The sequence below is a fragment of the Mucilaginibacter xinganensis genome, from assembly GCF_002257585.1.
GTDB classification, from domain to species: Bacteria; Bacteroidota; Bacteroidia; order Sphingobacteriales; family Sphingobacteriaceae; genus Mucilaginibacter; species Mucilaginibacter xinganensis.
This window is the reverse complement of record NZ_CP022743.1, coordinates 2,716,693-2,735,675: the sequence shown is the minus strand read 5'-3', so window position 1 is coordinate 2,735,675 and position 18,983 is coordinate 2,716,693. Positions and strand designations below refer to the sequence as shown.

Here is an 18,983-nt window from a genome sequence, read left to right as displayed (position 1 = left end):
CACCTAATAATATTAAACACTGGAGATGAGAAAACCTCTGCTTATCACGCTTATCCTGATCTTTTCGTGCTGTATTTTATCAGCACAGGACTTTCCTTACGGTACCATTTCCATCCAGGAAATGAATATGAAAAACTACGCCAAAGACACGTCGGCCCATGCTGTGGTATTGCAGGAGTTCGGCAAATCGAGCATAAATATTGGCAGTGACGATCACATTAAATTAATGTATGAGTACCATGTTAAAATAAAAATATTCGACAGCAAAGCTTTTGAAAAGGGTACTATACAAATCCCGGTTTATAATGGAAGTGATAACGATGCTTATGAAGAAGCATCTGACATTACCGGGGTTACCTATTATAAAGACGATAACGGGTTGACCCAAAAGGTTGAGTTGGAAAACAAAAAGATCTATCCGGTTAAGGAGAATAAATATTGGGCAAACTATAAGTTCGCCCTGCCCGGCCTTCGCAATGGCTGCGTAATTGAATATAAATACAAGGTTGAATCACCTTATTGGTATAAAATGCGCCCATGGCATTTCCAGGAAGATATTCCGAAGTTATATTCTGAATATGAAGTGCACATTCCCGCTTTTTTTAATTTTAACGCCTCGCTTAAAGGGCCTTTAAAACTAACCACAACTAAATCGTCAATTGAGTCGGGCTGTTTTGAAACGCATGGGGCAAAAGCAGACTGTTCACTAATTAATTATGGCATGGCCGATGTTCCGGCGTTTGTTGAGGATGATTATATGACGTCGCCAAATAACTTTAAATCCACCGTAAACTTTGAACTGGTAGATTGGACGAGCCCCTACGACGGTATAAAACACAAGGAAACCAAAGAGTGGCGCGATATAGATTATTCGCTTAAAACCGAATCTGAGTTCGGCGGCCAGCTTAAACGAAAAGGGCTGTTAAAAGACAAGATTGCACCTATTATAGCCGGAAAAACAGATGATCTTTCAAAAGCTAAGGCTATTTATAAATATTGGCAAAAATGGTTTAAATGGAACGATTTTATCGGGATCTATAGTCAAAATATAAGCAAAGCCTATGACACACACAGCGGCAGCGTAGCAGATATCAATTTATCATTGGTTACGGCGTTAAGCGCGGCCGGGCTAAATGCCGACGCTGTCCTGCTGTCAACCCGGAATAATGGCGCCCTTAACACCTTATATCCAGCTATCGGCGATTTCAACTATGTGATTGCAAAAGTTGATATTGGCGGCCAGAGCTACCTGCTGGATGCCACCGACCCGCTGCTTCCCTTTGGGATGCTGCCATTTAAATGCCTGAACGACAAAGGCCGGGTTTTCAGCCTGGATAAGCCGTCGTACTTTATGGATATGAGCCTGCCCCAGCGCGAAAAAAGCAGCTACATTCTCGATGTTACCCTGCAGGATAATGGTAAATTAAAGGGAACCCTGACTGATTATTCATCAGGTTATGAGGCATATAAAAAACGCGTCGCCATAAAAAAATTCAATAGTAACGATGAGTATATCGAAAACCTGAACGGAAAACTGCCTAAATGGAAGCTCCTTAAAGCGGAAATCAGGAATCTTGATAGCCTGGATATGCCGGTTACCGAACAATATGATGTGGAAATAGACCTCTATAAAAACATCGGGGAAAGCAATAAATTAACTTTCAATCCTTATTACTTTGGCAGGATCTCTACCAACCCACTTAAATTAAATGAGCGCTCATACCCTATTGATATGGGAATGGCATCGGAAGAGCGGTATGTAATAACCCTGCACCTGCCTTTAACTTATACTGTTGAAACACCGCCGCAGCCTTTGGCTATATCTATTCCAAACAATGGGGGCAGATACATATCAAGCTATGAACCCGGTGACAATTCGTTCAGTTTTGTTTATGTTACGCAGTACAGTAAATCAGTTTACGGCGCTGAAGAATATCCTTATTTAAAGGAGTTCTTTAATAAGATCATCCAGTCGCAGAAAGCCGAAATGGTATTCAAAAAGAAATAATGAAATTATTTATACTAATCGGGTGTTTTGCCAGCCTTTCATCAATGGCAAATGCACAACAAAATTACGCCGCGAACCTGATTTCAAAAGACCTTTTACCCTACGCAAGTTCAGTGGTGAGAAATGAAGAGGTAACTATTGAAGTTAAAGACCTTGACAACGCCCTGTACCATGTAAAAAAAGTGATCACGGTTTTAAACAAAAATGGCGACGACTATGCCCATATCGCTATATTTCATGATAAAAGCGATGTGATTAAAAGCGTTAAGGGTGTTGTTTATGATGAACAGGGGAACCAGATAAGAAAGTTTTCGGAAAGTAATTTTGAGGATGAAAATGCCGGCGGAAGCGCATTGTTTGAAAACGTGAGGGTTAAGCATTACCTGCCTTCGGTTACCGATTACCCTTACACCATTGCGTATGAATATGAAGAGAAGTCAAAACAAACACTGACTTTTGATGAGTGGCTGCCAAACCCCGGTGATGGCGTAGCGGTTGAAAAAAGCTCATTTACCTTTATTTGCAAGCCTGATTTTAACATAAAATATACCGAGAACAATTTAGCGCAACAGGCAAAAATCACCAGCCTGCAGGGTTTAAAAACATATTCATGGCAGGTTAGCAATTTAAAGGCTATTAAGTATGAGCCTTTAAGCCCTTATTATAAGGTTTATGCAAGCAGCGTTAAAGTTGCACCAGAAACATTTACTTATTACGGCATAAAAGGGTCATACACCAACTGGAATGAACTTGGCAGATGGATCAGTGACAAACTAATGGCGAACCGCCAGGCGCTTACTTATGAAACCATCCAACACGTAAAGGAGCTCACCAAAGATATTGCATCGCCTAAGCTTAAGGCAAAAAAGATCTATGAATACATGCAGGACCGGACACATTATATTAGTGTGCAGGTAGGCGTTGGCAGTTACCAGCCGTTTTTGGCATCGGAGGTTGATAAGGAAAACTACGGGGATTGCAAGGCACTGGTGAACTATACCCAGGCTTTGCTAAAGGCGGTTGATATTGATTCCTATTATTGCATAGTTAAGTCGGGCGGGCGATATAACGTTAGTTTACAAAACGACTTCGCCAGCATGAACCAGGCCGACCATATTATTTTGTGTGTACCCTTTAAAAATGACACCACCTGGGCCGATTGTACCAGCCAGACAATTCCGTTTGGCTACCTGGGAGATTTTACGGATAACAGGACAGTGCTTGCGCTTACACCAGCGGGCGGTAAGCTACTGCATACCCCAAAATATACTGCCGCCGATAACCTGGAGAGCCGTAAAGGCAGCTTTGCAATCAGCAATACAGGTGAGCTATCCGGAATGATGACCACCGTATTTAAAGGTGTTAATTACCAGGACTGCGACGAAATAATTAAAGAGGCTAAAACTGAACAATATAAACTGGAGCAAAAGCGCTACCCCATAAACAATATGGATATAGACCAGCTGGAGATTAAGCAGGATAAAAGCTTTGATCCTTCAACCACCGAAAGCATAAAACTGCACGCGCGGGATTATGCTACAGTAACCGATAATAAAATTTATTTTTTAATTAACCCGGCCAACCGCGAAAATCATTCGCCGCCCCCGGTGCGTAACCGGATCAACAACGTTTACATAACCCGTGGCTATTTGGATGAGGATGAAGTTATTTATAAAATACCCGAGGGCTATCACCTTGAAAAACGTGCGTTAAATGTCAAATTAAATAAGCCCTTTGGAACTTTTACAGCAATTATGGTTTTAAACGGTAACCAGTTGATTTACAAGCGCAGGTTCCAGTTAAACGACGGTACTTATGATAAAAATACGTACCAGGAAGTGGTCGACTTTTATGAATCGGTGGTGGATGCGGACGACTACAACGTAGTGCTTTTAAAAAACTAACTGAAAATTATAATTCCGAGTACAATACCCACAATCATAATGATATAAAGCAACAGCTCGTTGCCGGCGTAACGTTTGTATTTCGTCCAGAAAGAATAGTTTTGTTTGGGATCAGACATGGTGCAGCAAAATTATCGATTTTAAATGGATATTGCCGGATAAATATGGCCGTTAGCTTAAGGCACCACGCCTATGAAAAATAAAAGATTTACCTGCTGCCGGAGTCACCTGCCTGGGCCGTCGTTGTATCAATTACAATTGATCCGCACCTGGAAAAGTATTTGTAGGTGTAAGGATCGTGTAATTTGGTTATAATAACTCCTTTTGAGGAACTGGCATGCACATAATAGCCATTTTGCAGGTAAACGGCCACATGGCTGAATTTCTTTCCGTCGTAATCAAAAAACAACAGGTCTCCTTCCTGCAGTTCTTCCTCATACTTCCGTTTTATCACCGTTATTTGCTGGCTGGTTGACCTTGGGATATTTATACCATACACCTGCTGCTCAAGCAGCTGCGCCAGACCTGAACAATCAACGCCATCTTTATCTTCGCCACCGAATTTATAAGGGGTACCCATCCATTGCTCAACAAAAGCATACAGGCGCCCGTTTTGGATATTGCTTTTATCAACCCCAAGTATTGTCGCGTATTTATCGGCAATACTTCCATCCGGTTGCACTATATCGCCGGGATGCCCCTTCATGGCCAGCTTCCTGCTATGGCAGGAAGACAAGATAATTGTGAAAACCAATAAACAATACAGGTAATGTATTTTGTTCATGTGATAAAGGTAAGCGATATAACGGTTTAAATATTTGCGGATGTTTTTAACATATTAACATTTGCCAGGTTAAAACAAAGTTAAATCTTTTAGATAAGTTGATCTAAAACAAAGCTGATGCTAAAATCCAAAAACCGAGACGCCACTAAAACTACCCTTTTATTACGCGCTGAATTTCATCCAGCTTCATCAGGGCCTCTACCGGCGTTAGGGTATTTACATCCAGGTTGTTCAGCGTATCACGAATTTTTACCAGTACCGGGTCATCAATACTGAACATTTGCATTTGTACGGCCTGTTTCTGCACCTTGCGGATACTCTCCTTAATGTGCTCGCCGCCGGTCCGTTCATTTTCAAGTTTCTTTAATATTTCGTTGGCGCGGGTTAATACCTTTTGCGGCATACCGGCCAGTTTAGCCACATGGATCCCGAAACTGTGTTCGCTTCCACCCGGAACCAGTTTCCTTAAAAAGATGATGGTATGCCCAACTTCTTTTACAGACACATTGAAATTTTTGATCCTGTTGAATGAGTTACTCAGCTCGTTTAGTTCGTGGTAATGGGTGGCGAACAAAGTTTTAGCCCTTGCAGCAGGCTGGTTATGCAAAAATTCAGCAATTGACCATGCTATCGAGATCCCATCATATGTCGAGGTACCACGGCCGATCTCATCCAGTAGGATCAGGCTCCTGTCCGAGAGGTTATTGAGGATACTGGCTGTTTCGTTCATTTCCACCATAAAGGTTGATTCGCCCGAAGAAAGGTTATCAGACGCCCCTACCCTTGTAAAGATCTTATCCACCAGTCCTATTGAGGCTGCCTTAGCCGGCACAAAACACCCCATCTGCGCCATCAGCACAATCAGTCCTGTTTGTCTTAACAATGCGGATTTACCCGCCATATTGGGCCCTGTAATAATAATGATCTGCTGCGTTTCCGAATCAAGGAAAACGTCATTCGTAATATACTCCTCGCCCAGCGGCAGGTTCTTTTCAATTACCGGGTGGCGGCCGCCTTTAATGTCAATAACCCGGCTATCGTTCATGTCGGGCTTAACGTAGTAATTTTTTATGGAGATGGTCGCAAAGTTCAGAAGTACATCTAAACGGGCTACCAGCTGTGCATTCAACTGGATAGGCTTAATATATTCGGCAAGCGAATAGACGAGGTCGTTATACAGCCGTGTTTCAAGTGCCAGGATCTTTTCTTCGGCACCCAGGATCTGCTCTTCATACTCCTTAAGTTCAGGCGTAATGTAACGCTCCGCATTTACCAGTGTTTGCTTGCGGATCCATTCAGAAGGTACCTTATCCCGGTGGCTGTGCGTAACTTCAAGATAATAACCAAATACGTTATTAAAGGATACTTTAAGTGAAGGTATGCCGGTTAACTCGGCCTCCCGTTTTTGGATCTCCAGTAAATACCCTTTACCACCAAATGCTATCTTTCGCAGGCGGTCAAGCTCCTCGTTAATCCCCTCACTCATTACCCCGCCTTTAACCAGCATTACCGGGGGTTCGGCGCTTAGTTCCTTTTCTATCTTTTCACTGATGAGGGTACACGGGTTAAGTTGTGCGGCTATGGCCTGTAAGGGCAGGCTTACCGATGTCTCGCCAATTTTTTTAATGGTATCAATTGCCAGCAGGGCTTTTTTTAGCTGGCATACTTCGCGGGGATTTACCTTTTGAAGGCCTATTTTTGAAATCAGGCGCTCCAGGTCGCCAATAAGGCGAATATTTTGTTTTAATGTTTCCCTTAGTTCTTCTTCGGCTATCAGGTATTCCACCACACCCAGGCGATCGTTAATAGGCTTCAGCTCTTTTAACGGCATCACTATCCAGCGGCGCAATAACCTTGCCCCCATCGGCGAACAGGTATGATCGAGCACATCAACAAGTGTTAAGGCGTTTTCATTAGCCGATCCCACCAGTTCCAGGTTCCGCACGCTGTAACGGTCAAGCCACAGGTAACGGTCTTCTTCAATCCTGCTGATGCCCGAAATGTGCTGCAGGTTCCGGTGTTCCGTTTCGTTCAGGTAATGCAGTGCAACACCGGCGGCTACTATCCCCAGGGTCAATTTATCTATCCCGAAACCTTTTAATGATTTTACACCGAAGTGCTTGAGTAATACTTCGCTGGCGTAATCACCGCTGTAAGGCCATTCATCAAGCGTGTAGGTATAAAATCGGTCGCCGTAATTTTCCTTAAAATCCTGCTGCCGGCTTCTCGGATAAATGATCTCAGAAGGTGAAAAACTTTGCAGCAGTTTATCAATATATTCACTGCTGCCCTGGGCGGTTAAAAACTCGCCGGTTGAAATATCAATTAAAGCAATGCCTATACTATTCTTTTCAAAATAAAGGGAGGCGAGGTAATTATTACTTTTTTGATGGAGGATATTGTCATTTATTGCCACACCCGGTGTAACCAGTTCCGTTACGCCGCGCTTAACAATGGTCTTTGTCGTTTTTGGGTCTTCCAACTGATCGCAGATGGCAACACGCTGGCCTGCACGCACCAGTTTTGGCAGGTAAGTATCCAGTGAGTGGTGCGGGAAACCAGCCAGCTCGATATGGGTGGCAGCGCCATTAGCGCGCCGGGTAAGTACAATCCCTAAAATACCTGCAGCCTTAATTGCATCCTCACCGAACGTTTCATAAAAATCACCCACACGAAACAGCAGCAAAGCACCCGGGTACTTAACCTTTATCTGGTTGTACTGCTGCATTAACGGTGTTTCTTTGGTTGCGTCTTTTGCCAAACGGTTTACTCCTTTTTAATAGGTCGGTAAAGTTAATGCATTGCCCGGTGTTTAGCGGGATTGTGGAAAAGTTAGGCAAATGTGGAAACCAAAGTACTGATCAGTTGTAAAACGACGGCAGATTTAAACAACACTATCAATCTCATCTGCCAGTAACCGGTCTTTATCGGTCACTTTATCGCCGGCATCATGGGTTGAAAGCCAGATCTCCACTTTATTATAGGTGTTGGTCCAGGTTGGGTGGTGGTTGCTTTTTTCGGCAAGCAACGCCACCCTTGTCATAAATGCGAATGCGGCTGAAAAGTCTTTGAACTGAAAGGCCTTATAAAGCTTATTATCGGTTTCGTTCCACATGGCGGCTATGTTTGTTTCTGAGTAAACTATTATACAGGCTTAAAGTTTGCATAAAACACCCACCTACGGCTGCACGGGCGTAACGGGATGTACCGACATTACGCTGTCAACAACGAACACGCTTACGCCCCGCCAGGGCAGCGTATGCAGGTATTCTTTGTAATGCAGCTCCAGGTAAGCACCGGCACTCTTGTTTAACTGGTCGGCAACGTGCTGGTTGGTTACCGAGAACATAAATTCGTTGGATTGAATGGTTCCCTGAGTTGGGGTACGGATGCCCGACTGGATCAGCCTGCCCTCATAAGTTTTAAACATGTACCCTTTATGCACAAAATAGTTCATGGTGCCGGCTTTGGTGCCATCGCCAAAAACAAAATAGTAGCGGTAATAAAATATTCCCGCCAAAATTAAAATTACAACTAAACCTATTATTAATCCTATACGCTTCATGAATATGCTATTTGGTTTAAAATTAACAACAATTAAAGAATTTTGTGAGCAACAGAAAAATATTTATTATAAACTGTGCTGCCCCATTCTTTCTTATCTAATATTAAAAATTCCAAATAACTTGCAAATTCAAAATATTAACTCTACAATTGTAGAGTTAATTCTCAAAAAGTAGAGCAATATGAAACTTACCAGCACCGAAGAACAATTAATGGAACTTATTTGGGATAAAGAACAGTTGTTTATGAAAGATATCATCGACAGCTATCCTGATCCTAAACCAGCAACGACAACCATAGCGACTCTGCTTAAACGAATGCAAAACAAAGGATTTGTGGCTTATAAATTAATGGGGAATTCAAGACAGTACTACCCGCTGGTTAAAAAGTCGGAATATTTTTCAAAACATGTAAATGGACTAATAAAAAACTTTTTTGGCAGCTCATCCATGCAGTTTGCATCGTTCTTTACCACGGAAACCAATCTTACCGATAGCGAGCTGGAAGAACTTAAGAGAATTATAGATCAACAACTTAACAAAAAAAAGCTATGATAACTTACCTGTTAAATTTCGTGTTTTGTTCAGCATTGCTGCTGCTTGCTTATCACCTGTTGCTAAAAAATAAAACCATATATACTTTTAACAGGTTTTACCTGCTGGTGAGCATCACGTTTTCGCTTTCAGTACCTTTAATTGCTGTTAATAAAGCTGCTACTCCGCTCCCATTATTTCCCCGGGAACGGCAATTACTGCCGGAAATTATTACGCCAACGGAAGCCCCGTCATCTGCACCCGATATATCCTCAGGCATTAACATTAAGCCGGGTGTTAATAAGTTGCTATTTGGTTTAATAGCTGTTTATAGTGCAATTACGCTGCTGCTGTTATACCGTTTTGCGCGTAACTTAAACAGTATCCGTGTATCTGTAAAGCATCACGGGCACATAAATTATAAGGATTCAAGACTCATATTGGTTGATGAAAAGTTAACGCCTCATACTTTTTTAAACTACGTTTTCCTGAATAAGGATGATTACAACAACCGGCAAATTGAGGATGATGTGCTAAAACATGAGCTAACCCATGCCCGCCAGCGCCATTCGGCAGATGTAATATTTATCGAACTGGTGCAGGCTTTTTGCTGGTTCAATCCTTTTATAATATTGTACCGGAAGGCTATACAGCTAAACCATGAGTTTATTGCGGATGAAGCTGTGCTTAACAATAACCGTAACATAGCCAACTACCAACAGCTATTGCTCAGTAAGCTGGGTTATTTTAAAAGCCAAAATATCACAAGCCAATTCAATTATTCAATAACCAAAAAAAGACTAATTATGATGACCAAAACGACCTCCGCAACTACTTCTATTTTTGCACGGCTCGCCATTATCCCGATAATGGCTATTGCTTTTTTTTTATTTTGCACTAAAACCGAGGCGCAGCAGGAACCGGCTGTAGCAAAAAGCCCACCTCAAAAGACTGCACAAGCCGTCACTAAAACTTCAAAAAAGAAATTGCCGCCTATATTTCTTTCAAAAGATTACCCTCATACAGCAGAAGGAGTGACCGATGCCTTATTAAAAGAGTATAGTGACATTGCAGGCAAGTATGAGGAAAGCTCCGAAAGATTAATGCGCCATCCTGAAAAAATAAGCCAGGCAGACAAGGATAAAATGGAGGCGATCTTTAAAAAAATGAGCTATAAACAGCAATGTGACCAGTCTATAGGTTTCACTTACAACGGCCCGCCTTTACCACCAAAGCAACCTACCCAAGCTCAATTAGATATATGGAAAAATCCTAAAACATGTGGTATATGGATAGATGGTAAAAAAGTAAAAAATAATGAACTTGACAATTATAAACCTGCTGATTTTGACCAGGCCATTGTAAGCAGGCTTACAAAAAATGCCATCAATTACAAAAATTACAGGTACCAGATTGATTTAATGACGATTGCTTTTTACAAAAAGTACTTAAAAGAAGCACATGATAACAGATACCGAAGTGGCATGTATTACAGCATGAGAACGGCCCCTGCTGATAAAAGTTAAATAATAGCTGCGCTTATTTTTAACTCGCAGACTTTCCAATAGTTTCGTAATTCAGGATGCAGCTAAATGTTGCATCCTTTTTGTTTAGCTATTATTTATCGAAGGCTTGTTAATAAAGCATTTTTTCAAGCACGCCAAGACCTTCCCCTTCAGGTTAACTAATTACCAATCTCTCTTCCCCATACTTACAAAGACACCCCTGTTGTAAGCACCTCCCCATTTAGTGCAACTTCCGGCAACTTTCACTCAGGCATACAAAAGAAAGATTGATGCAAAATATACTCCATGTAATCTTCGGCTTCCCCTCTCCAAAGTTCGGCTAATGAGTAATCATACACTGTAGAAGATATAAGTAGAAATACGCAAGCCAGCAGGTTATAATTACGCATGTTAATTACGGTATTATTACCCATAAAATCAGGTAATTACCATAAAAATACCGATGTCATTTTTTTCAATTTTGGATTGTGTAAATGCAGCTGACGAGTTGGTCACTTCAACAAAACATAACAAGATCATAACTAGCAAACAAGCAATTTTATGAAAAAAATCAACAACTTATTTTTATTACTATCAACGGTACTAATTTTTGCCGCGTCATGCGGAAAAGACGGAGCAACAGGGCCGCAAGGCCCAATTGGCGCAACCGGCGCACAGGGAGCTGTTGGACCTGCCGGCCCTAAAGGCGCAGACGGAAAGGACGGCAGTGTTATTTATAGCGGAACTACAGTACCTGCTGCAACAACGGGCACCGTAGGCGACTTTTACCTGAACAGCAGCAACAGCCTGCTTTACGGCCCAAAAACAGCTGCCGGCTGGGGAACCGGCTTCTCACTAAAAGGAGCTACAGGGGCGACTGGAGCCGCTGGTGCAACCGGAGCCACTGGTGCAACCGGAGCCACTGGCGCTAACGGCACTAATGGCAACACTGTATTAAGCGGAACAGGGGTACCTGCTGCTAACCTGGGAAATCTAGGTGACTATTATCTCGACAAAAACAGCTACTTTTTATATGGACCCAAAATCGTTGCAGGCTGGGGGCCAGCGGTATCATTAACAGGCCCTGCCGGTCCTCAGGGGCCAGCCGGAACCGCCAATGTTTCTTACTCGGGCTGGATGTATGCAACAAATTTCAGAGATACCACCGCGGATAACACAAACCTGCACGCAGGAGATGTTGCAGCACCGGCACTCACCACCGCCATACTAAACTCTGGCCAGGCACAAATATATTTCACGTTTGGCGGCGGCGTTTACACCTTGCCATACACCAGTTATGCAGGTGGTAAATTAAATACCATGTCGTACTGGCCGCGTTTAGGCAAGTTTATCATCACCCGTTTTACTGCAGACAACACAAACTCTGTTGCGTTATCAACATTGCTGCAATACAGGTATATTGTTATTCCGGGCGGTGTGCTTACGGCTTCTGTTAAAAACAACCACATCAACCTGAATGATTATGAAGCGGTAAGGAAATTCTTCAGGATCCAGGATTAAAACTCAGCAATCACTTTTATACTTAAAGAGATGCAGTCAGTGGCTGCATCTTTTTTGTTCAACAAATAACGTTCCACCATTACTTTTGAGCTGTAATTTTCCTGAGTTTCTCTCTAACCCCCGTATCATTCTTTAATCTCAAGGCGCTTTTGTATGCCTCAGCAGCCTTTTGATTGTCCTTTTTTATCGCATAATAGTCGCCGATTGCGGCATAAGCGGCGGCGCTTTCCGGGTAATATTTAGCATTAAGGTTAAATACTGCCAGCGCCCTGTCAGGTAAATTTATTTCCAAATAGTCGTGCCCCATCGCATCAAGTATGGTTTCGGGCGGCGCCACCTTATAACCCATGTGTTTTGATACATCAGCATAATGATCTTCTATCACTGCTGCTACATCAAGCTTTGCTTTTGCGTCGTACAACATGGCGTCAATTTCCCCGGGTAGTTTATAATAACCAAACAAAAAGCGAAAGGCATCGTATTCAGTTATTAACGGCGATGAATTGTGGTTATCATCATTATAATATTTATAATTAAATGTTAAACCGTTGCCCGGGTTACGTTTAAATTCATCAGCTAAATTTAATATGGAGCGGATATGGTTGGTGTTGGCAGCAGTGTCCCGGTGCGCATGTGCGGTATCCCGGCCGGCCGGCATGGTGTTGGCTATCCCCATAAAAACATATTTACCAGCAAAGCTTTTCACACGTAAAACCTCGCGCGCCTGTTTTAACAGCGCATAATTATCCCACCACATGCTGGGATCCACTATGGTATATGCATTAAAAAGATCAGCGTGATTTATTAAGATGTTTACTGCAGCTAATCCGCCAAATGAGTGCCCGATAAGCATTCGGAACGGAGCCGCAGGATATTTCGATTCAATGTATGGCATCAGCTCCTTTTCCATAAACGAAACGAATTTTTCGCCCCCGCCTGATGTTGCAAAGGAGTTAGTTGGCTTGTTTTCGTAATCGAAATGGCTGTTGGTAGGAGTAAGATCGTGTGTACGGTCAATGTTGCTTATGCCTACCACTATCATGTCGGGGCAGATCATGTTGCCATTGGCCTCGCTCAGGTACTGGATCATTCCCGATACAGCGGCAAAGTGCTCGGGCCCGTCCAGCACATAAACTACGGGGTAACGCAAAGCCGGGTTTGTACTGGCGCCCGCAGGCAAATGCACCCAAATAATTCGCTTTTGTTTAAGAATTTTAGATTGAACACTATCCGTGTGGCCCAAAACAATTGCATTGCCGTTAATATCCTGGGCAGTAACGGCAATGCTTGTGAGGCAAAATAAAAAAAGTAGAACCTGTTTCATAACGATCAGCAATTTTACGCTAATCTAACTATTTGCACAGGTAGTTTTGTTATTCAGGTTTTTTGTAGTTATCAGGTGGAGTGGAAACTATTTCGCCGAATTCGTTAACATAAGCCATCATGTCGTCAAGATTTCCGCTGGTTGGGTTTTGCTGACGATCAAGCTTGCGCTGCTCTTTATCTTCTTTTTTCTTCTGCCTGTTTTTTTCGAGTTGCTTCTTCATGAAGGTCGCCTGTGATTTCGCCATAATATTTAAAATTTAAGAATAGAAATAGCCCGATGCGTAACCATATAGTTATGGTCAGTAGCCGAAAGTGTATATCAAAACGGGCTGGGATTATTGCAAAGGTAGCAAAAAAGGCGTCAGTTTTTGTAAAAAATAGATCGGCACTGCTTTTTACCCTCTTTAAACTTATTTTTAACTGTTGCAGGTTTAACTAAAATTCTTTTACTTTGTAATTCAAAGTACTTTTAAATGAATACAAGACTGGGCTTCTTCAAAAGCTATTTCGTATTAACCGTTTTCTTGTTTACTGCAGAATTTATAATTGGCGCTGATGTGCACGATGCTATAATCCGACCCTATGGGGGCGATTTCCTGGTAGTCATCCTGCTGTATTGTTTTATAAAAAGCTTTATCAATACACCTGTTTTAAAAACCGCCGGCGCTGTGTTGCTGGTTGCTTACCTGGTTGAGGTGTCACAATACTTTAATTTGTTAAACGTGTTAGTGTTAGCGAACTCTACCCTTGCAAGAGTTTTGTTAGGTACCTGTTTCTCATTTACCGACCTGCTAGCCTACACGCTTGGCATAATACTGGTGCTTTTTGTTGAAAATGTAAGATACAGCGTTAAAAGTTTTTAATGAATGGAAAACCTTTTTGTAGATAAAGATTCGATAGTTAGAGCGATATGGGGGAAGGCCGATACCGTGCTGTTCATATTTGCGGGTGCAGCTGCTGAATTTGCTTTAAATAAGGCTGTTGACTGGCTGTATTTTACCGGGCGTCTACCGGCTGATCCGCTCGGGAGGCTATTTTCTACACTTGCTTATTCGCACCAAATCATTTTTTCGAAGCGGGAAAAGGCGCTGGAAGCAATAGACCGGATAACGGGCATCCACCGCAGTGTAGAGAAAAACAGGGGGTCGCAGATTCCCGGCCAAGCCTATCTGAACGTATTGTTTCTGCTGATAGACTACTCTATCCGCTCTTATGAGTTATTGGAACGCAACCTTACCGCACACGAAAAAGAGGAAGTATTTGCTGTTTTCAAACAAGTGGGCGCCAGAATGCAGTTGGCCGGGCTGCCATCCGGATACGGCGAATATTGTGTAATGCGGGAGCAATACCTGCGGCAAAACCTGGTGAACAGTCACTTTACGGCTGACCTTTACCTGCAATATAAAAAACATTTAGGACCCTTGAGATTCATTATTTTAAAGCAGGTACAGCTTATACTTGTACCCCCGCATGTAAAAACGCAATTGCTGCCCAATAATGTGCGCTGGGTTAAGCCGGTGCTTGTTGTTTACAAGGTGCTCCGCAAACTTAAAGTTGAGGGGTATGTAAAAAATGCCTTATTGCCAAACGCCTATAAAAAACAAGTGATGGAAATGGAGCAGGCCCATTGAAAACCATTAAATCCACCATGCGCAATTTCATCATTTTTATTAAAGAACAGGCGTTATCATGCCTGTTCCCGGTGTTGGTTTTTAGCTTACTCGCATTGTCGCACCTGTTAACGGGGGTAATTTACCGGTATGATTTTATGCTGATTGGCTGTATAGCTATCCAGGTAATGTTATTCGCGCTAAAAATTGAAACCCGGGATGAGGTAATGGTGATCTGCATATTCCACCTTTTGGGCTTAATTATGGAATTATTTAAGGTGCACATCGGCTCGTGGTCATACCCGGAATATGCCGTTACCAAAATAGGCGGCGTGCCATTGTATAGCGGCTTTATGTATGCCAGTGTAGCCAGCTATATGTGCCAGGCCTGGCGCCGGTTCAACTTAAAGTTAATTAACTGGCCGGGGCACCGCATAGCCAGGATAACAGGCACATTGATATATCTTAACTTTTTCAGCAACCATTTTATTTTAGATGTGCGCTATTTTGCAGGACTGCTGATCCTTTTATTTTTCAGAAAGGCTGTGGTTATATTTCATATCGAAAACAGGGCGTACAAGATGCCGGTGATCCTTTCTTTCCTGCTGATCGGCTTTTTTATATGGCTTGCAGAAAACGTTGCAACGAGGCTTGGGGCCTGGAAATACGCCTATCAGCATCAAACATGGGCAATGGTAAATTGTCAGAAAATCAGCTCCTGGGCTTTTTTGGTTATTGTTAGCTTCATTATCATAACCGAGCTAAAACTGCTGAAAAAGGAAATTGAAAATCCCATCGCAAATGATGTTTTGGAGCAATAAGGGTATAAAAAATTATACCTGGCATAAGTAAATGTATTTTACACACAAAAACTTAAGCCAGGTATAATTACATCACTAACCTTTATAAAGGCAAATGATTAGCAGACTACCAGCCAGTGCCTTTTTTAGCGTTACCGTTCTTTATGTGCTCTTCGGCAGTTGCTTTACCCATAATTGCAGCCATTTTATTACCTTCGCTGTCTTTTCCTGTTGCAATGTATCTTCCTGATTTAATGTCAATAACAGGATCGATCATTGGTACATTTTTAGTTTTTGTTTTTACTGAATACGCAGTAATGCCATTTGTTGTTGCCATGATAAGTTTGTTTGTTTTTTGATTAAACCCCTGTAAGGGCATTTTGTTTTTAAATAGGTTTTATAAGCGATATTTAAGCATATCAGGATGCCAAGTTATATAATTATGCTTAAGAAACAAATTTAACTTAGTTATGCCCCGCCAATAGTTATTAACAATATGTAAACCCTTAATTAAACCTGGTTTAATTTAAACTAATAAATTTGTGCCACAGACACCGGATAATAGCCTGAATTTGCTAATATTGAACATAATTTACAATAAAGCACCATAAAGATCATGAAAAACAGAGACTCAAGCATCCTGTATTTAGTTTTGGGAATATATTCACTAATGGTAAACTGGTATTACAACCACAGCATTATAATGCTGATAATCAGCTATATATTCTGGCCGCTTTATTTAATTTATGAATTACTTACCGGCAACCTCTCTCACGGCATGTGGAAGGAAATCCCGCTCTCGTATTTTAAGTAAAATACGCGATTTACAGCTAAGTTGTATTAGCCTTTAATGTTGATAAAAATGGCCCCGAATGCGCCAATTGTTAAAAAATGTAAAAAACGAAATACTTTATATTAAATTTAGCTAAAAGTCGTTCCTTTGCTAAATAATCATATATGAAGAAAATTTCACTTATTGCTATTTTGTTATCGGGCATTTTATTTTTGGAAAACTGTAAAAAAGATACAGTTGTAGCCACTTCCACCTCAACCTCATTAATGATCGCCAACATAAAAGACAGTACATGGTACACTGATACGGTTACGTCGTCATTAACCTATAATGCAGCTGCTAAAACAAAAACTTTTATATGCGAGGGAACAGGTTTCAGTAAACGGATAAGTATCTCGTTAACAAAAAGCACCTCTATTAACTCAAGCGGCTTTCCTTTAGGTACTTATACAGTTGATGCTACACCAAACCTGCAGCTGGCTTATTTAACTCCGCAAAAAAATTCAGAGGGGAACCTTGTATATACGCCAAACGGTACCGTTGCAGCAGGATCAGGCACAGTGGTGGTTACCGCCGTTGATTCTGTTAAAAACCAGATCACCGGGACCTATAGCTTTACAACCCTGGTAAATAACTACGACAGCAACGGAAACGTAGTTTCTGTAACTATAGCAAACATTTCCGGTGGCGGCTTTAATAAAGTCCCGTACACCTTCAAAAGCAATTAATACTTAAATATGGGCTTTGCCCATATTCATTCAGCAGGCCGGTGGCATTTCTTCAGCCCGGGCCTGCTGATTATTTTCCTCCTGCTCCAACGTCCTTTCCAACTTTTGGACTAAAATTACTAATTTTGCCGTATGCCAAAAATATCGCACAAAGGGCAGCAAATGCCCGCTTCCCCTATTCGTAAATTAACGCCTTACGCCGATAAAGCAAAGCTTGATGGTAAAAAGGTATATCACTTAAACATAGGCCAACCAGATATTGAGACCCCGGAAGGGATGCTTAATGCCATTAAAAATATTGATTTTAAAGTTTGGGCCTACACCCCGTCAGAAGGAACTTTATCCTATCGTAAAAAACTTACCGGCTACTACAATAAACTGGGCTACAATATCACGCCCGAAAATATAATTGTAACCACAGGCGGATCAGAGGCTATTACCATAGCTATGATGGCCTGCCTTGACCCGGGCGACGAGGTAATAATACCAGAACCTTTTTATGCCAACTACAATGGCTTTGCCTGCCAGAGCGATATTGTTGTTAAACCCATACTGTCATACATTGAAAATGGCTTTGCCCTGCCCCCTATCAGCGAGTTTGAAAAACTGATCACTGGTAAAACCAAGGCGATAATTATCTGTAACCCCAATAATCCTACCGGGTATTTGTATTCGCAGGAAGAAATGGAGGCACTGAAGGTGCTGGCGCTAAAATACGACTTGTATTTGTTTAGTGACGAGGCTTACCGCGAGTTTTGCTATGACGGCAAATCTTTCATTTCGCCAATGCATTTAGCAGGGCTGGACGAAAATGTAATTGTGATGGACACTGTAAGCAAGCGTTACAGCGCATGCGGTGCAAGGCTGGGATGCCTGATCACCAAAAACAAACAGGTACTGGCCGCGGGCCTTAAATTTGCCCAGGCAAGGCTTAGCGCAGGTATGGTGGAGCAAATAGCCGGCGAAGCTGCCGTTGATACCCCCGACGAATATTTTGAAAGTGTAAATAAAGAATACACCAGCCGCCGCAATACCATTGTAAACAGCCTAAACCGGATGGAAGGCGTTTACTGCCCTAACCCAGGTGGCGCGTTTTACGTGGTGGCGCAGCTGCCGATTGACAATGCCGACAAGTTTTGCCAGTGGATGCTGGAGGAATTCAGCTACGAAAACCAAACCGTAATGATGGCGCCTGCAACCGGGTTTTACAGCACCCCCGGCGCCGGACTTAACGAAGTTAGAATGGCATACGTTTTGAACAATAACGATATTGAAAAAGCAATGATCTGCCTGGATGAGGCCCTAAAGGTGTATCCGGGACGTTCAGTTGGCGTGGAAGAGGTAAAAGCTGCAAGGTAAAAGGCGAAACGCAAAAAGAAAACACCTTTTACCTTTATCCTTTTGCCTTTCACCTCAATAGTGTATCTTTGTATCCTTATCAAAAAACTGCTAACTGCCCACAGGCAACTGCAAACTCTAAAAAATGGGGTCGACCGGAATTGACAGGATGGAGATAAGTAAGTAAGCATGCAGCGCGTTGGGTGAATTAGCGCTCTAATCAGAACACTCAAAATCACAAATGGCGAAAATAACTACGCCTTAGCTGCTTAATTTAGAATTTAGCTAGCTTTTGTCCCGCCGGTTTTCCGTTTCATCGGATCGGCACCAGGGGCATCGAAAGATGGAACTGGCCTGCTTAAGGTGTGCATAGCGGGCGAGATAAAGCACCTAAGGAAGACGGTACAGGCAAGCAACTGGCCTTCCCCTTCCCTACAATTAAACAGAAGCTAAGCATGTAGAAAGCTTACCTTATACCATGTTTGGACGAGGGTTCGAATCCCTCCGGCTCCACTTTTACAACCGCTAACTATCAACAAGTTAGCGGTTTTTACTGCCAAAACACTGCC

The 18,983-nt window shown here is 42.3% G+C and carries 20 protein-coding genes and 1 other RNA gene; 12 read left to right on the top strand and 9 right to left on the bottom strand.

Going from position 1 to position 18,983, the window contains the following annotated elements; all coding sequences use genetic code 11:
* Positions 1-25: 25 nt before the first annotated feature.
* Together MuYL_RS12010 and MuYL_RS12005 are read left to right on the top strand one after the other, a co-directional pair.
* Positions 26-2,008, top strand: a complete 1,983-nt coding sequence (locus MuYL_RS12010) for a DUF3857 domain-containing protein (protein WP_094570808.1) — start codon at positions 26-28, stop codon at positions 2,006-2,008.
* Positions 2,008-3,912 carry a DUF3857 domain-containing protein gene (locus MuYL_RS12005; RefSeq protein ID WP_094570807.1) on the top strand — a complete coding sequence of 635 codons (1,905 nt, stop codon included), beginning with the start codon at positions 2,008-2,010 and terminating at the stop codon, positions 3,910-3,912. The genes MuYL_RS12010 and MuYL_RS12005 overlap by 1 nt, the downstream gene beginning before the upstream one ends.
* Here the strand turns inward: MuYL_RS12005 and MuYL_RS23765 are convergent.
* The 5 genes from MuYL_RS23765 to MuYL_RS11985 form a co-directional block, all read right to left on the bottom strand.
* Complete coding sequence (locus MuYL_RS23765; protein WP_262493638.1) at positions 3,909-4,031, bottom strand: hypothetical protein; 123 nt, start codon at positions 4,029-4,031, stop codon at positions 3,909-3,911. The genes MuYL_RS12005 and MuYL_RS23765 overlap by 4 nt on opposite strands.
* A gap of 89 nt (positions 4,032-4,120) precedes the next feature.
* Entirely contained in the window at positions 4,121-4,696 is a 576-nt protein-coding gene (locus MuYL_RS12000) for a C40 family peptidase (RefSeq protein ID WP_094570806.1), read from the bottom strand.
* Between the two features lie 151 nt (positions 4,697-4,847).
* Positions 4,848-7,457 (bottom strand): DNA mismatch repair protein MutS, encoded by a 2,610-nt coding sequence (gene mutS / locus MuYL_RS11995; protein ID WP_094570805.1) that lies wholly within the window; start codon positions 7,455-7,457, stop codon positions 4,848-4,850.
* Positions 7,458-7,580: 123 nt separating this feature from the next.
* Positions 7,581-7,811, bottom strand: a complete 231-nt coding sequence (locus MuYL_RS11990) for a 4a-hydroxytetrahydrobiopterin dehydratase (RefSeq protein WP_094570804.1) — start codon at positions 7,809-7,811, stop codon at positions 7,581-7,583.
* A gap of 63 nt (positions 7,812-7,874) precedes the next feature.
* Positions 7,875-8,261: a hypothetical protein gene (locus MuYL_RS11985; RefSeq protein ID WP_094570803.1), complete on the bottom strand. Its 387-nt coding sequence runs from the start codon at positions 8,259-8,261 to the stop codon at positions 7,875-7,877.
* A 181-nt stretch (positions 8,262-8,442) separates the two neighbouring features.
* Here MuYL_RS11985 and MuYL_RS11980 point away from each other — a divergent pair, with 181 nt between their 5' ends.
* Entirely contained in the window at positions 8,443-8,814 is a 372-nt protein-coding gene (locus tag MuYL_RS11980; protein ID WP_094570802.1) for a BlaI/MecI/CopY family transcriptional regulator, read from the top strand.
* Positions 8,811-10,319, top strand: coding sequence for a M56 family metallopeptidase (locus MuYL_RS11975; RefSeq protein WP_094570801.1), 1,509 nt, complete (start codon positions 8,811-8,813; stop codon positions 10,317-10,319). The genes MuYL_RS11980 and MuYL_RS11975 overlap by 4 nt, the downstream gene beginning before the upstream one ends.
* Positions 10,320-10,561: 242 nt before the next feature.
* Here MuYL_RS11975 and MuYL_RS23235 read toward each other — a convergent pair whose 3' ends face one another.
* Positions 10,562-10,732, bottom strand: a complete 171-nt coding sequence (locus MuYL_RS23235) for a hypothetical protein (protein ID WP_157740816.1) — start codon at positions 10,730-10,732, stop codon at positions 10,562-10,564.
* Positions 10,733-10,859: 127 nt separating this feature from the next.
* Between MuYL_RS23235 and MuYL_RS23230 the strand changes: the two genes are divergently transcribed.
* Complete coding sequence (locus MuYL_RS23230) at positions 10,860-11,819, top strand: collagen-like protein (RefSeq protein WP_157740814.1); 960 nt, start codon at positions 10,860-10,862, stop codon at positions 11,817-11,819.
* A gap of 79 nt (positions 11,820-11,898) precedes the next feature.
* On the opposite strand, the gene MuYL_RS11965 is transcribed toward MuYL_RS23230, so the two are convergent.
* Positions 11,899-13,143, bottom strand: a complete 1,245-nt coding sequence (locus tag MuYL_RS11965; protein WP_094570799.1) for an alpha/beta hydrolase — start codon at positions 13,141-13,143, stop codon at positions 11,899-11,901.
* A gap of 49 nt (positions 13,144-13,192) precedes the next feature.
* Positions 13,193-13,390 (bottom strand): hypothetical protein, encoded by a 198-nt coding sequence (locus tag MuYL_RS11960; protein ID WP_073401659.1) that lies wholly within the window; start codon positions 13,388-13,390, stop codon positions 13,193-13,195.
* A gap of 228 nt (positions 13,391-13,618) precedes the next feature.
* On the opposite strand from MuYL_RS11960, the gene MuYL_RS11955 reads away from it, so the two are divergent.
* From MuYL_RS11955 to MuYL_RS11945, 3 genes are read left to right on the top strand one after another with little or no spacing between them, the layout of a single operon-like run.
* Positions 13,619-14,008, top strand: a complete 390-nt coding sequence (locus MuYL_RS11955; RefSeq protein WP_094570798.1) for a ribosomal maturation YjgA family protein — start codon at positions 13,619-13,621, stop codon at positions 14,006-14,008.
* A 3-nt stretch (positions 14,009-14,011) separates the two neighbouring features.
* A complete protein-coding gene (locus tag MuYL_RS11950) occupies positions 14,012-14,776 on the top strand; it encodes an oxygenase MpaB family protein (protein ID WP_094570797.1) in 765 nt (254 codons plus the stop codon).
* A gap of 17 nt (positions 14,777-14,793) precedes the next feature.
* Complete coding sequence (locus MuYL_RS11945) at positions 14,794-15,576, top strand: DUF817 domain-containing protein (protein WP_094570796.1); 783 nt, start codon at positions 14,794-14,796, stop codon at positions 15,574-15,576.
* Positions 15,577-15,682: 106 nt separating this feature from the next.
* On the opposite strand, the gene MuYL_RS11940 is transcribed toward MuYL_RS11945, so the two are convergent.
* On the bottom strand, positions 15,683-15,892 hold the full coding sequence (locus MuYL_RS11940; RefSeq protein WP_094572921.1) for a hypothetical protein: 210 nt from the start codon (positions 15,890-15,892) through the stop codon (positions 15,683-15,685).
* Between the two features lie 279 nt (positions 15,893-16,171).
* Between MuYL_RS11940 and MuYL_RS11935 the strand changes: the two genes are divergently transcribed.
* The 4 genes from MuYL_RS11935 to ssrA all read left to right on the top strand — a co-directional run bounded on the left by MuYL_RS11935 (position 16,172) and on the right by ssrA (position 18,930).
* Complete coding sequence (locus MuYL_RS11935) at positions 16,172-16,369, top strand: hypothetical protein (protein ID WP_094570795.1); 198 nt, start codon at positions 16,172-16,174, stop codon at positions 16,367-16,369.
* Positions 16,370-16,512: 143 nt separating this feature from the next.
* Positions 16,513-17,076 (top strand): hypothetical protein, encoded by a 564-nt coding sequence (locus tag MuYL_RS11930; protein ID WP_094570794.1) that lies wholly within the window; start codon positions 16,513-16,515, stop codon positions 17,074-17,076.
* A 132-nt stretch (positions 17,077-17,208) separates the two neighbouring features.
* Entirely contained in the window at positions 17,209-18,435 is a 1,227-nt protein-coding gene (locus MuYL_RS11925) for a pyridoxal phosphate-dependent aminotransferase (RefSeq protein WP_094570793.1), read from the top strand.
* Positions 18,436-18,561: 126 nt separating this feature from the next.
* Positions 18,562-18,930: a transfer-messenger RNA gene (ssrA, locus tag MuYL_RS11920) on the top strand.
* Positions 18,931-18,983 lie beyond the last annotated feature (53 nt).

Coding starts and splice junctions, on each gene's coding strand:
- MuYL_RS12005 (WP_094570807.1), top strand. CDS start 2,008: ATGAAATTATTTATACTAATCGGGTGTTTTGCCAGCCTTTCATCAATG.
- MuYL_RS11935 (WP_094570795.1), top strand. CDS start 16,172: ATGAAAAACAGAGACTCAAGCATCCTGTATTTAGTTTTGGGAATATAT.
- MuYL_RS23235 (WP_157740816.1), bottom strand. CDS start 10,732: ATGGGTAATAATACCGTAATTAACATGCGTAATTATAACCTGCTGGCT.
- MuYL_RS11985 (WP_094570803.1), bottom strand. CDS start 8,261: ATGAAGCGTATAGGATTAATAATAGGTTTAGTTGTAATTTTAATTTTG.
- MuYL_RS11945 (WP_094570796.1), top strand. CDS start 14,794: ATGCGCAATTTCATCATTTTTATTAAAGAACAGGCGTTATCATGCCTG.
- MuYL_RS11975 (WP_094570801.1), top strand. CDS start 8,811: ATGATAACTTACCTGTTAAATTTCGTGTTTTGTTCAGCATTGCTGCTG.
- MuYL_RS11960 (WP_073401659.1), bottom strand. CDS start 13,390: ATGGCGAAATCACAGGCGACCTTCATGAAGAAGCAACTCGAAAAAAAC.
- MuYL_RS23230 (WP_157740814.1), top strand. CDS start 10,860: ATGAAAAAAATCAACAACTTATTTTTATTACTATCAACGGTACTAATT.
- MuYL_RS12000 (WP_094570806.1), bottom strand. CDS start 4,696: ATGAACAAAATACATTACCTGTATTGTTTATTGGTTTTCACAATTATC.
- MuYL_RS11955 (WP_094570798.1), top strand. CDS start 13,619: ATGAATACAAGACTGGGCTTCTTCAAAAGCTATTTCGTATTAACCGTT.
- MuYL_RS23765 (WP_262493638.1), bottom strand. CDS start 4,031: ATGTCTGATCCCAAACAAAACTATTCTTTCTGGACGAAATACAAACGT.
- MuYL_RS11930 (WP_094570794.1), top strand. CDS start 16,513: ATGAAGAAAATTTCACTTATTGCTATTTTGTTATCGGGCATTTTATTT.
- MuYL_RS11950 (WP_094570797.1), top strand. CDS start 14,012: ATGGAAAACCTTTTTGTAGATAAAGATTCGATAGTTAGAGCGATATGG.
- MuYL_RS12010 (WP_094570808.1), top strand. CDS start 26: ATGAGAAAACCTCTGCTTATCACGCTTATCCTGATCTTTTCGTGCTGT.
- MuYL_RS11940 (WP_094572921.1), bottom strand. CDS start 15,892: ATGGCAACAACAAATGGCATTACTGCGTATTCAGTAAAAACAAAAACT.
- MuYL_RS11925 (WP_094570793.1), top strand. CDS start 17,209: ATGCCAAAAATATCGCACAAAGGGCAGCAAATGCCCGCTTCCCCTATT.
- MuYL_RS11965 (WP_094570799.1), bottom strand. CDS start 13,143: ATGAAACAGGTTCTACTTTTTTTATTTTGCCTCACAAGCATTGCCGTT.
- MuYL_RS11990 (WP_094570804.1), bottom strand. CDS start 7,811: ATGTGGAACGAAACCGATAATAAGCTTTATAAGGCCTTTCAGTTCAAA.
- MuYL_RS11980 (WP_094570802.1), top strand. CDS start 8,443: ATGAAACTTACCAGCACCGAAGAACAATTAATGGAACTTATTTGGGAT.